Below are 11,696 nucleotides of genomic sequence, written 5' to 3' on the forward strand. Positions count from 1 at the left end.
GGTATCCGTCGGTCACGGCCTTGGGGGAACGTGCGCCCGAGGGGACTCGAACGCCTAACTTCTTCTATCCGTGGTCCCGGGCGAAGCCCAACAGTCGTCCGGCGGCTCGACCGGGCCCCGGGCCGGTGACGACATGGTCGCCTGACCCGGGCCGACGTTGATCAGCTCTTGGCGCCGTAGTTCATGGTGTCGGGGTTTGCCCCCGTGCGTCCCTTGTCACCGCGGTCGAGGGCGGTGATGCTGCCCATCGCGCCGCCGTCGAGCTCGAAATCGAAGATCTCGAAATTCTCGCGGACCCGCTCGGCCGTCTTCGACTTCGGGAAGATGATGTCGCCGCGCTGGATGTGCCAGCGCAGCACTACCTGCGCCGGGCTCTTGCCGGCCTGGCGGGCGATCTCAGTGATCACCGGATCGGTGAGGACCTCGCCCTGGGCGATCGGGGAGTACGCCTCCGTCGCGATCTCGTTCTCCGTGTTGTACGTCCGGAGGGCGTCGTTGGTCAGGTACGGGTGCACCTCGATCTGGTTGACCGCCGGGCGGACCTGGGTCTCGGCGCGCAGCCGGCCCAGGTGGTGCTGGGTGAAGTTCGAGACGCCGATCGAGCGGGCCCGGCCCTCGCGGTAGAACTCCTCGAGGGTGTTCCAGGTCTGCACGAAGTCACCGCCGTAGCTGGCCGGCATAGGCCAGTGGATCAGGAACAGGTCGACGTAGTCGGTGCCGAGCGCCTTGAGGGTGTCGTCGAACGCGCTGCGGGCGTCGTCGGGCTCGTGGAAGCCGTTGTTGAGCTTGCTGGTGATGAAGAACTCGCTGCGGTCCAGGCCGGAGTTGTTCACGGCCTCGCCCACGCCGGCCTCGTTGCCGTACATCTGAGCGGTGTCGATGTGCCGGTAGCCGATCTCGATGGCCGTCTCGACCGCCGCGCGGGTCTCTTCCGGCGGCACCTGGAAGACGCCGAAGCCCAGCTGCGGGATGGTACGGCCGTCGTTGAGCGGAATGGTCGGTACTGCGGAACTCATGGTTCTCCTCGTGCTCGTCGAAGGTGCCGTACCCCCGACATACCCGCTGAGCGGGCCGATCCACCGGTTTCGCCGTGTGCGTCTCTGTGATCGACGGGACTCGAAACCGTGACGACATCCGATCGCCACCGGATCACCACGCGATCACATCACTCGGCACGGAACCGCAGACCAGCGCGACGCCCTCGCGGCCTCACTCACGACTCTCGCTACTTGAATCGTCATGGTTCCAGGGACGAGCGACCATGATCATGACGCCTTCGTTCGTCTTCCGTCCCCGCGCAGACCTTCCCCGCGCAAACCTCGCAGAAGGCTCCGCCCATCACCAAAGACCGGAAGGATGAAGATGACGTGGGCCAGGTAACACCAAGCCAAGGAACGGTCCAACGGTGAAAACCACAGTATGAGCCCGACGGCCAGACACGAGGCGGGGCCGGCGACCGCAACCCAGGCGACCTGACGTCCGGTCATCGTGCCGATAGGGATCACGGAGAATTTGAGGAAACTTCGATCGACTGCCACGTGAGTGACAGTGCTGATGCGCTTGAGGACGAGTGCATGTGCGGATTCATGCAGCACGAACGATGCGAGCAACCCGACGATGGCAAACTTGGACAGGCCCCAGGCGAGCGTCGCTGGACCGCTTGATCCGGAGACGGCGGACCAAACAAGCCCAGCGGCCAGGACGAGGCCGAAAAACAACAGCAGGAACCAGACCTGGGCGGCAACAGCAAATGCTACTGCCCGTACTGGACGGCCACTGCGGGCGTAAACCTTAAGCTGAGATATCGGACCGCTCCATCAGATGCGCACGGCGTTGCTTCAACGACCTGAAGACGACCTGCGTAGCGGCGATGAAGAGTGCGAGGACCAAGAAGACCAGGAAGAGCCTGAGGGGGCTTTCTACGCCTGCGGTCAGCCCTAGGCCACCATTTGACAACTTGTCGATCTCGACTACGACCGAGCCGAACAGGCCCTCCCGCCGAACTCCCTCGTCATCCGTCGAGAACATGAGGTAGAGCAACACTGCTACTGCGCTCACCGCGGTTAAAATTATGGCTCCGACTGCGGAGCTCACCGCCAACTTTACCTTTGACATTCCTTCTCCTCATCTCACTTTCCTTGATTGCGTACACGCCGTACCACACCAGAAGCAACAGGATTCCGGCGAAGCTGAACGCTATCGCGACTGGCGGCAGTTGAAGGAGCCCCACACTGATGACGGCCAAGGCAAGAAGCGCACCGACGAGCGACATGCCGACGAACACGGAGAAGGGATTGTCTTTCTCCGACGGGAAGATGATGCCGACGCAGGTAGTTATCAGGACGCCGCTCACGCATCCCAGCAAGGCTGTCGAGCCCTGGCCCAGGGCTTGCGCATCAACGATCCAGAGGATGGCGATTCCCGGCAGGGCGAACAGTGCGAGAAGGATGAGCTGCGCTCGAATCAAGAGGCCGTAGATGCGCCAGTGGGACGACGTGGTGCCGACGAGAACCCGGAGCGGCTGAGTGGCCGCGAACTGGTACAGGCCACCCACCGACAGGATGGCGAAGCTCCAAATCGGATTGATCTTCGAGTCGAAGAGCAGATAGACGAAGAGCACCAACGTGGTCGTCGCGTTGACCATCGTCTGAGAACTTCGGAGAAGGCACCAGTCATACGGGCCGAGCAATCGGCGCGCCCACCGGCCGGCGGGGACATCTATGTACCGGGAATGACGAATGTAGCGGCTCGGAGCCAGCCGGATCACGAGGAAGAACACGGCGATGGCGAGGGCCGTGGCGGCGCCGATCGCGGCAGGCGCCCCGTACTGATGGGCCACCCATGAGACGGCCGTCGCCCACGCGAATTTCTCGTCCTTGTTCAAATATGCTTGGCTTGCCTCGAGTACCAGTCCCTGCATCCTGCTCGAATAGAACACCAGGAGCACGAAGAGAGCCAGGATGAGGAGAACGTTCTCGATCGACCGCAGCCTGAGGAAGCCGACCACCCGGGCGAGGATCTGGTAGATCGCGCTCAACAGGAGATAGGCCAGGACCACGGGCAGGATGATGGAAACAAGCAACTGGGGAATCGCGGCCGGCCCGAGCACCAGCAGCGCGGCTACTGAGAAGGAGAAGGCTCCGAGGGCTACCACGATCCCGGTCATGCTTATTTCGTAGATCATGAAAGCAACCGAACGCTCCCGATTCGTGACCGGAAGCTGGAAGCTCAGTTCGAGTATCTCTTCGGAGTTCATGAAAAGGATCTTCACGATGAGGAATGCGATTTGCACCCAAAGGATGAGGGATACGGTGGAGACCTCGAAGAGAAAACGCCAGATCTCGGTATCGCCGCCCACATCCTTCAGGAAGGAATAAGCCACAGCAGCGCCCATCACCAGCAAGGCGACGAGGCCGACTGCGACCGCGAGCCGGACCGGAGCGGCCCGCAGGGCGCCCTTCCGCAGGACTCTGCGGCTGAAGAAGAGCATGAGCATCCGAGCCAGCGCGAGCGAGTGCTTCAGTCTCACGGGCATCGCACGTCCGATTCGAGATATTCGAACACCATAGTGGCGAGCGAACCGTGCTCGGCGACCAGATCCGCCGTGGGATCATCGAATACCATTTGGCCGTGATCCAGGAAGACGATGTGATCCGCGAGGCGCTCGAGAAGAGAGAAATCGTGGGTGCACAGGACGATTGACCGACCCTCGTCACGGATGCGCCGGAATTCTTTTTCTGCCAAGTAGAGCGCCTCCAGGTCGATCCCGTTGAGGGTCTCGTCGATCACTGTCAGCGGCCGGCGCATGAGAAGTGCTGAGACCAGCTGTGTCTTCTTACGCATGCCGTGCGAGTAGTTCTCGATGAGGTGGTCGTATCGACCCTCCATCGAGAACATGGTGAAGAGCTCAGCTGCTTTCGCGTGGTCGACGTTCACCTCGAACAGCTTGGCCATGAGGGCGACATACTCACGAGCGCTGAGGAACTCAGGAAGGTAATCGTTGCTCGCCAGGTAGATGGCTTGCTTCATCGCCTCCGGGGAGGTGTGTTCGTGCCCGCTGAGCCGAATGGAGCCCGACTGGAGCCGAAGCAGATCGAAAGTGTTCTTGATCAAGGTTGACTTACCCGAGCCGTTAGGGCCGATGAGTCCGACAATCGCACCTTGTTCGACCGTTAGTGAGACGTCTTCGACCACGTTGAAGCGACCGTCGTAAGAGTATCTCAGGTGCTCGATTTCCAGCGGCTTCATGATCATCTTAGTTTCTTCCGTGGTCGATGGTTGGCATAAGGGATCCAGCTGGTCCGGACCAGCCGGGCCCAGCTGGAAACCTTACGCCAGGCCAACCTCCGGGTTAGACCCGATTTAGACGCACTCGAGGCGGACCTTGAGGCCGAAGTTCTTGTACTGCCAGCTGCCCGTGAAGGACATTCCCTTCTTGACGAGGCAGTAGACAGCCATTCCCGCGAGCAGAGTCGCACCCAGAACGAGAATCACAGCGATAACGACGAGGAACCAGGCGTCGAACCGAACGAGTGCACGATCGATCTTGCTCTGAGCCATGGTGGTCACATAGCTGACCTCGGGAGAGTTCAGCAGCGGCTGTGACAGTGTGGCAATGGACATTTGTTCTCCTCGAACTGGAAGATGCGGCCGACCGGCCAAAAACCGGAACGTTTCCGCTCTGATATCGATGAGCGTAGCGATGCCCAATGAGCTTGTCGACCCCGCTACTTAACTGAATCGATCGACAAACAACATTCTCGATCTTGCTGCCTTCTCCATTGAGCCGTTTTCCAGCGGACTCGCAGCTCAGGGTGGGTGGGGGTGTCCACCGCGTTCTGCGGGCCGCTCGCTTCCGGAAAAGACAGCTACCGGTCGGCCGCCTGGACCAGCCGGCCCCAGCTGGAAACGTTACGCCAGGCCGAACTCCGGGTCAGACCCGATTTAGACGCACTCGAGGCGGACCTTGAGGCCGAAGTTCTTGTACTGCCAGCTTCCCGTGAAGGACATGCCCTTCTTGACGATGCAGTAGACAGCCATTCCGGCAAGCAGGGTCGCACCCAGAACGAGAATCACGGCAATAACGACGAGGAACCAGGCGTCGAACCGAACGAGTGCACGATCGATCTTGTTCTGAGCCATGGTGGTCACATAGCTGACCTCGGGAGAGTTCAGCAGCGGCTGTGACAGCGTGGCAATTGACATTTGTTCTCCTTGAACTAGAAAGATGCGGCCGATCGGCCAGAATCGGAACGCTTTGGCTCCGATATCGATGAGCGTAGCGACGCCTTATGGGCTTGTCGACCCCGCTACTTACCTATATCGATCGGCAAACAACATTCTCGATCCTGCTGCCTTCTCCATTGAGCCGATTTCAAGCGGGTTTGCAGCTCAGGGCGGGTGGAGATGTACACGGTGTTCTGGGCGCCGCCCACTTCCAGATAAGACAGCTGTCGGCCGGCCGGCAGTTTCCTTGGTGCTGACGGCGCGCACCGGCAGGCTATTGCCCCTCATCAGAGCGCACTGTAGTCCGCGGACGGCCAGAGCAAAAAGGCCAATTCCGCCCGGATTTTGCACACACTATTGCGTTCCGGAATGGCGACCGAGATCTGCCGGGCCCATATGAACGCCGTTTCACCGCCGCAGCGAGAGAGCCGCTCCGCTCTCGACGAGAGCCCCGTTCACCGGCGCACCTGATCACTATCCGCCGCGCTCGCTACTTCACCGCTCGATGGTCACGGTGGCCGGCCGACACCAGCACAGAACTGGGAACGAGCCACTTCCCGTGAAGATGCAGCAGATGAAGGGGCGGCAGCTGTGGTGACAGGTCACCGGACCTGTTCGAATGCGGCCCGCCTCCGCGGCCCCAGATGCGGTACGCGGGTCAGCGCCGGCACCATCAACCGTTCTCGCGAGCCGCTTGTCCCGCCGGCGGGACACGCGAGATCCCCGGTGACCTCACTGTTTCGTCGCGGTGGTCAGTCCCACCTGCGCGTATGAGGGGCGTGTATGCCGACCCGTATGTGACGGAACCTCTCTGGCTTCGTTCGCTCAGGTACCGCTCTGGCTTCGTTCACTCAGGTACCGCTCTGGCTTCGTTCACTCAGGTACCGCGACTGTGAGCCCTTCCTGCAGATCGGGGCCGGAGACCTCGGTCCGCGCCGCGGTGAAAAGACCCACCTCCACCGGAACGACACGGCGGTCCGTTCCCGTGATCAGTTCCAGTCCATACCCGCCCTCAGCGAGCGCGAGCAGAGCGGAAACTGGCACGGTCAGTACGTTCTTGCGCTCCTTGGCCACATAGCTGACGTCGATCCGGCCGAGCTCCACGTCGCGGAGCGCCGCCTGGTCAGCAACATCAACGGTGATCGTCACCGTCTCGGCACTGGCCTCAGCGTCATCAGACGCGGCCGACTCGGCCTCCGGCTCGGTCGGCGTGGCCTGCACCTTGCTGACCTTCCCCTTGGCGCTTCCACCGTCCGGGAGCGAGACCCGGACCCCTAAGCCTTTCTTCGCCCAGCTCGCCTTTTCCGCATTTGCCTCGACGACGACACGCCGGCGCTGGCCGGTGTAGGTCAGCACGTCCCCGCCTGCGGGTGAGCCCGGCCGCGCCAGGTGGGCCGCCACCCGGATCGGGCTGTGCAGGTAGACGACGGCCCCGGGCACGATCGACCCGGATTCCAGCGTCCCCATCCACCTCTGCCAGCGCTTGACCGCCTCGGCGGTGCTCGCTGTGTACTCCTCATCGACAGTGAACCCGCGGTACCCGAGCGCCCTGAGGTTCACCTCGAACTGTTCGACGTCGCGACCTTCGGTCCCCTCGGCCAGCGGCCGGTACATCGGTATCTCGCCGTACAAGAGCACCACGGGCTGGTCGTCAACCCGGAGCAGCGCCTGTCCACGGCGGACAGGAGCTCCCACTGACGGCAGCCAAGTGACCATTCCCGATCCCGGCGCGGTCACCGGTGCCGGCGCTCCGTAATCCAGGCGTCCGGCCACCACCACCTTCTCGGTCAGGGTCTCCCGCAGGATCGGAGTCGTCGTAACGGCCTTCGGCGTCGTGGCCGCCGGTTGCTTGTCGTTGAGACGCCACCAGGCCACCACGCCCGCGCCGCCAAGCACGAGGGCCACGAGCACCACAGCCAGCGCCTTCCTGGCCCGGCGAGGCCGGCGGACAGGTGCGAGGGTCTCCGACCACGAGTCCGGCGTCCTGGGGGACACAGCGGTGTCGGTCCCCTGAACAGTCTCGATTTTGTTCATACAGCCCTCCATGCCGCCGATCAAAACAGCGGACAACCCTCAGAGATACGCGCAGAAATGGTGACGGGCGCCCACCTTCACCGGTGGATCGCCCGTCACTTCTCACTTCGTCCGTAAATGCACTTCACGCCACGCGGCTCGCCATCGTCACCAAGCCGGCCTGCAAGCGAGAGTCCACATCGAGTTTGGCCAGAATGCGCCCGACGTGCGTTTTGACGGTGCGATCGGCAAGGTTCAACCGGCCCGCGATGGCGTGGTTTGACAAGCCGTCACCGATAAGGTTCAGCACTTCACGCTCTCGCGAGCTGAGCAGTGCCATCCGTTCTATCGGGTCTCGCCAGCGGGCATCAATTCTCGCCGCCCGGCTCTCGACTGACGTGGACGGATTCCCTGCGGCGGCGGCCCAGGGGCGGCCCGCGAGAACCGCGGTATCGATGACCACTACGTCTGGCGTGTGAGCGAGGAGGCTGTCGTGCCCCAGTCGCAGGTCCTCGGCCTCGCCGATCACCGTCACTGCAGCAGAACTCAGAGCCGCTGCGATGCCTTTGCGAACAATCGCTCTCTCCGCGATTACCGCCGCCCGGATCATAGGGCGTCTGAATTAGCCGTGGAGGTAGGTGTCGAATCGCAGTCCGGCCCTGACGACCGGTCCACCAACGGTGGGCCAGATGCAGTATAAGTGCACATTGAGTCATCCCCGCTGATCGTGAGAGCTCGACAATAATCGTATTAGCCGATTACTTCGTCAATCTTCGATATCGACCCTACAGGAACGATCGAACGTTTGGTGTCCCATACCGTGGGGCTCCACAGCGATACGGCGTCACGCCACCGGATGCGACACTCGATCATGGAGCGGTCAATGCCTCCGTCGGAGAAAGACGCGAGGCCCGGACCGCCGGATAGAGGCCGGCGACGACGCCGACGAGCCCGGTGCCGGCGACAGCGCTCAGCAACGCCCACGTGGGCACGACCGGTGGCCAGTCCCGGCTGAAGGCGTACGCCACCGTCAGGAGCCACCCCAGGGCGGCACCGGCCGCACCACCGAACAGCGAAAGCAGAAGGGACTCGCTCAGGAACTGGATCCTGATGTGCCCACGGGTCGCGCCCATCGAGCGGCGGAGACCGATCTCGGCTCGGCGCTCGAGCACCCCTACCACCATCGTGTTGGCCACACCGATACCTCCGACGAGCAGGGCCACTGCTCCGATGCCGACCAGCAGCCCGGAGAACGCCTGATCGGTCGCACGCTGGGCGGCCAACGCGTCCGACGGCCGGGAGACGAGTACCTCGTTGGGCGCCGCGGGATTCGCCGTACCGGCCAGCACCGACCGAACCGCCTCGACCTGACTCTCCTCCGAGCGGCAGTACAAGGTCGTCGGATGGCCGTCGAATCCGATGTCACGAGCGGCGTCCCAGCCGATCAGCACCGCCGAGTCCAGTTCCGGGGCCAACGGCACCGGAGCGAGGATCCCCGTGACGCTGAACCACCGCTGTCCCAGCCAGATCCGATTCCCGGCCCGTTCCAAGCCGAGTCGGCGGGCGGCGGCGCTCCCCAGCACGGCCGTCGGCAAACGTGCCGCCGCCGGGTTCAACCAGTCACCGGCATGGACCTGCCCGCCGACCGTGGCCGGAAGGTTCAGGTCAGCAGCCAGTACGGCGATGCCTCCGCTGAGCGCGGTCGGCACACGGTCGGTGCGGTAGACCTTCGCCGTGACCGCCCCGGTCGCGGCCGCCGCCGTCACCGGGCCGATCCGCCGGACCATGGCGGTGGCTTTCATCGGAAGTTCGGCGCGCTTCCCCGTCAGGTTCTGGCCGGGGCCAACCGTTAACAGGTTCGTGCCGAGCAACTGCAGCGTACGGTCTATTTCGGCCCGGCTCGACGCAGAGACGCCCATGACGGCCACCATCGCGGCGATACCGAGCGCGACCCCGAGGGCGGACAGGAATGCTCGCAGCGGTCGGGCCCGCATGCCGGTCACGGCGACGCGCGCCATGTCCGAGAGGCGCAGGCCGGCGGGCCGTAGCTGTACCGTCATGCCGGCACTCCGGTGTCGATCCGTCCGTCCAGCATCGATATCTGCCGGGGAAGACTCTCCGCGATCTCGCGGTCGTGGGTGATCACCACCACCGTCGTACCCCCCTGATGCAACTCGCGAAGCAGATGCATGACCTGGGCCCCGGAGACCGAGTCGAGATTTCCGGTCGGCTCGTCCGCCAGCAGCAATCTCGGGTTGCCGGCTACTGCCCGGGCGATGGCGACCCGTTGCCGTTCACCACCGGACAGCTCGTGCGGCCGGTGGTGAAGGCGATGACCAAGACCCACCCGGCGCAGTGCGATCCGGGCGCGTTCTTCCCGATCTCGGCGGGCCAGCCCCGAATAGAGCAGGCCGTCCGCCGCGTTGCGCAGGATCGGCACGTTCGGCGCAAGATGAAACTGCTGGAAGATGAATCCGATGGCGCTGGATCGCAACGCCGCCAAGCTCCGGTCGCTCAGGCGGGACACGTCATGGTTGGCGATCCGCACCGTTCCGGTCGACGGCCGGTCCAGCGTCCCGATCAGATGCAGCATCGTGGACTTGCCGGAGCCACTCGGCCCGACGATTGCCACGAACTCACCATGGTGGATGGTCAACGAGACGTCACGGAGCGCCGCGACGCCGCCGGCATAGACCTTCGAAACCCGGTCCATCTCCACGACGGATTCGGCGCTGTCGCGCATGCGAGTCTCCTGCCCGTCGGTCACTGCCATCCAGCGTGCCGCTGAAGCGTATGGGCCCAGCCGGAACAACGCCACAATGGAGACGTGCCCAGCGGCAGTTTCGTGCGTCGTCGACACCGCGGACGCCCAGTAATCGTACTTTCGGCATAGTGATGCCATCCTCGGTAGTCATTTAGTACCGGGTTGTTGACGGGGCCCGAGCAGGCTTGAATATTGACGTGCAGTCACGCCGCCCGACCGCGCCGCGACCCGCGGCCAAAAGCGCACTGCGCGGGAATACGGCGACTCACGGCGGAGGCCGCACGCGTCACCGGGCGCTGACGAAGGAGCGATAGTGCGTAGGTTCACCATTGTATTGTTGTCCACGGTGGCGCTGGTGCTCACCGGATGCGCGGCCGAAGACGCCGAGCCAGGTGTCGCCACGGCTGGTCGGCCGGCTTCCGCGGTGGCCTCTTCGGCCGGCGAGGCGAAAGGCGACCGGCAAAAGTTCGAGAAATGCATGTCCGAGTCCGGTGTGGACCGCAATAACGCCACTGAAGTCGACGACGCCGTCATCACGAAGGCGGCGGAGAAGTGCAATCAGTTCCTGCCCAACGGCGGTGAGCTGCCGAAATTGGACCCCCAGGACGTCGAAAAGATGCGGGGATTCTCGAAGTGCATGCGCGAGGCCGGATTCCCGGAGTTCCCCGATCCTGGACCGGACGGCAGCATTCCCGCCGACTACGCCCCGTCCCCGTCTGAACGAGAAAAGATGCGGCCGGCATACGAGACCTGCTCGAAAGAACTAACCGGCATCGCCAAATAGGCGACCAGCCCGCACACGGCAGAAGGAGCGACAATGCGCAAGGAAACACTGCAGGGCATGGCGGTGGCAGCGGCCGCGATCGGCGCCGGCCTGGCGTTCGCCGCAACTCCGGCGAACGCTGCCACCACCGCCGACGTGTTGCCGATGCCCTGGCAGCTGTCGTGGGGTGGTGCCAAGGCCAGCGGCACGTTCAGCACGACCCAGGCGCCACTCGGTCTCGGCCGTACCTACACGCTCAAAGGCGTCGTCCGGACCGTGACCGAACAGTGCCACTTCGTTCGGGCAACCGACACTCTGACCGGTAAGATTTACAACTCACCGGCCAGCTGCGGCTCAGCCGCGGCCACGTTCACCACCACGGCGACCCAGTCCCGCGCCGCCGCGATCACCGTGAAGCTGTGCCGTGGCAACGTCACCGCCACCGCATGCAGCCCCGCCATCACGCTGAACTGATCAGCTCTCACTGTCAGCGTCACTCGCGTATCCATATCGCCTGGTGAGTGACTCCACGCGCGTGCAGCCCGGCTCGGGCGTTCACGCGCTGAATGCGCATCGGTCGGCGGGTTGTGCTGAGCCCGCCCCGCCGACCGTCGACAGCTGGTGCGGCATCTGGCCGGGCTGGTCGCCTTGCGCAGCGAGCTGAAAGCCTCCTTGCATGGTGTGCGGGCCAACAAGGCCCGCACCCACAGATGACGGTCCGTTCGGCCTCGACGGCCGGCAATGGTTGAGGACGGTGCTTCGCCAGTCCGGCGCACCTGAGCTCGTGGTCCGAGTTGACGCCCGAGCATCGTGAGCCGACACCGACATGCGGCGCGGGCCCATCACCGAACAAGGCTCGATGCCGGTGCGGTGCGCCGCGGTCGAACCAGCCCCACGGCGCCCGCCCTTCAGACTCGTGCCTGCCACCGG

11 protein-coding genes are annotated in these 11,696 nt (G+C 63.8%); 2 read left to right on the top strand and 9 right to left on the bottom strand.

Translation table 11 applies throughout. The features are described 5' to 3' along the window. Positions 1–161: 161 nt before the first annotated feature. From NAG42_RS19070 to NAG42_RS19110, 9 genes are all read right to left on the bottom strand, one after another. Entirely contained in the window at positions 162–1,016 is an 855-nt protein-coding gene (locus NAG42_RS19070) for an aldo/keto reductase (RefSeq protein WP_250031717.1), read from the bottom strand. A gap of 995 nt (positions 1,017–2,011) precedes the next feature. Beyond that, complete coding sequence (locus NAG42_RS19075) at positions 2,012–3,529, bottom strand: hypothetical protein (protein ID WP_250031718.1); 1,518 nt, start codon at positions 3,527–3,529, stop codon at positions 2,012–2,014. After that, on the bottom strand, positions 3,526–4,254 hold the full coding sequence (locus NAG42_RS19080; RefSeq protein WP_250031719.1) for an ABC transporter ATP-binding protein: 729 nt from the start codon (positions 4,252–4,254) through the stop codon (positions 3,526–3,528). The genes NAG42_RS19075 and NAG42_RS19080 overlap by 4 nt, the downstream gene beginning before the upstream one ends. Positions 4,255–4,362: 108 nt before the next feature. After that, positions 4,363–4,623 carry a hypothetical protein gene (locus NAG42_RS19085; protein WP_250031720.1) on the bottom strand — a complete coding sequence of 87 codons (261 nt, stop codon included), beginning with the start codon at positions 4,621–4,623 and terminating at the stop codon, positions 4,363–4,365. A 321-nt stretch (positions 4,624–4,944) separates the two neighbouring features. Then, entirely contained in the window at positions 4,945–5,205 is a 261-nt protein-coding gene (locus NAG42_RS19090; RefSeq protein ID WP_250031721.1) for a hypothetical protein, read from the bottom strand. Between the two features lie 894 nt (positions 5,206–6,099). Next, complete coding sequence (locus tag NAG42_RS19095) at positions 6,100–7,260, bottom strand: peptidoglycan-binding protein (protein ID WP_250031722.1); 1,161 nt, start codon at positions 7,258–7,260, stop codon at positions 6,100–6,102. Between the two features lie 124 nt (positions 7,261–7,384). Then, a complete protein-coding gene (locus tag NAG42_RS44920; protein WP_308201161.1) occupies positions 7,385–7,849 on the bottom strand; it encodes a response regulator transcription factor in 465 nt (154 codons plus the stop codon). 259 nt (positions 7,850–8,108) lie between these two features. Then, a complete protein-coding gene (locus NAG42_RS19105) occupies positions 8,109–9,299 on the bottom strand; it encodes an ABC transporter permease (protein WP_250031723.1) in 1,191 nt (396 codons plus the stop codon). Further along, a complete protein-coding gene (locus NAG42_RS19110) occupies positions 9,296–9,982 on the bottom strand; it encodes an ABC transporter ATP-binding protein (RefSeq protein WP_250031724.1) in 687 nt (228 codons plus the stop codon). Before NAG42_RS19110 ends, NAG42_RS19105 begins: the two co-directional genes overlap by 4 nt. A gap of 367 nt (positions 9,983–10,349) precedes the next feature. On the opposite strand from NAG42_RS19110, the gene NAG42_RS19115 reads away from it, so the two are divergent. Both NAG42_RS19115 and NAG42_RS19120 read left to right on the top strand, forming a co-directional pair. Then, complete coding sequence (locus tag NAG42_RS19115) at positions 10,350–10,787, top strand: hypothetical protein (RefSeq protein ID WP_250031725.1); 438 nt, start codon at positions 10,350–10,352, stop codon at positions 10,785–10,787. A gap of 57 nt (positions 10,788–10,844) precedes the next feature. Then, positions 10,845–11,240 (top strand): hypothetical protein, encoded by a 396-nt coding sequence (locus NAG42_RS19120; RefSeq protein ID WP_250031726.1) that lies wholly within the window; start codon positions 10,845–10,847, stop codon positions 11,238–11,240. Positions 11,241–11,696 lie beyond the last annotated feature (456 nt).

The sequence above is a fragment of the Paractinoplanes maris genome (assembly GCF_023544465.1).
Classification (GTDB): domain Bacteria; phylum Actinomycetota; class Actinomycetes; order Mycobacteriales; family Micromonosporaceae; genus Actinoplanes; species Actinoplanes maris.

Coding starts and splice junctions, on each gene's coding strand:
- NAG42_RS19070 (WP_250031717.1), bottom strand. CDS start 1,016: ATGAGTTCCGCAGTACCGACCATTCCGCTCAACGACGGCCGTACCATC.
- NAG42_RS19120 (WP_250031726.1), top strand. CDS start 10,845: ATGGCGGTGGCAGCGGCCGCGATCGGCGCCGGCCTGGCGTTCGCCGCA.
- NAG42_RS19090 (WP_250031721.1), bottom strand. CDS start 5,205: ATGTCAATTGCCACGCTGTCACAGCCGCTGCTGAACTCTCCCGAGGTC.
- NAG42_RS19110 (WP_250031724.1), bottom strand. CDS start 9,982: ATGCGCGACAGCGCCGAATCCGTCGTGGAGATGGACCGGGTTTCGAAG.
- NAG42_RS19085 (WP_250031720.1), bottom strand. CDS start 4,623: ATGTCCATTGCCACACTGTCACAGCCGCTGCTGAACTCTCCCGAGGTC.
- NAG42_RS19095 (WP_250031722.1), bottom strand. CDS start 7,260: ATGAACAAAATCGAGACTGTTCAGGGGACCGACACCGCTGTGTCCCCC.
- NAG42_RS19105 (WP_250031723.1), bottom strand. CDS start 9,299: ATGACGGTACAGCTACGGCCCGCCGGCCTGCGCCTCTCGGACATGGCG.
- NAG42_RS44920 (WP_308201161.1), bottom strand. CDS start 7,849: ATGATCCGGGCGGCGGTAATCGCGGAGAGAGCGATTGTTCGCAAAGGC.
- NAG42_RS19080 (WP_250031719.1), bottom strand. CDS start 4,254: ATGATCATGAAGCCGCTGGAAATCGAGCACCTGAGATACTCTTACGAC.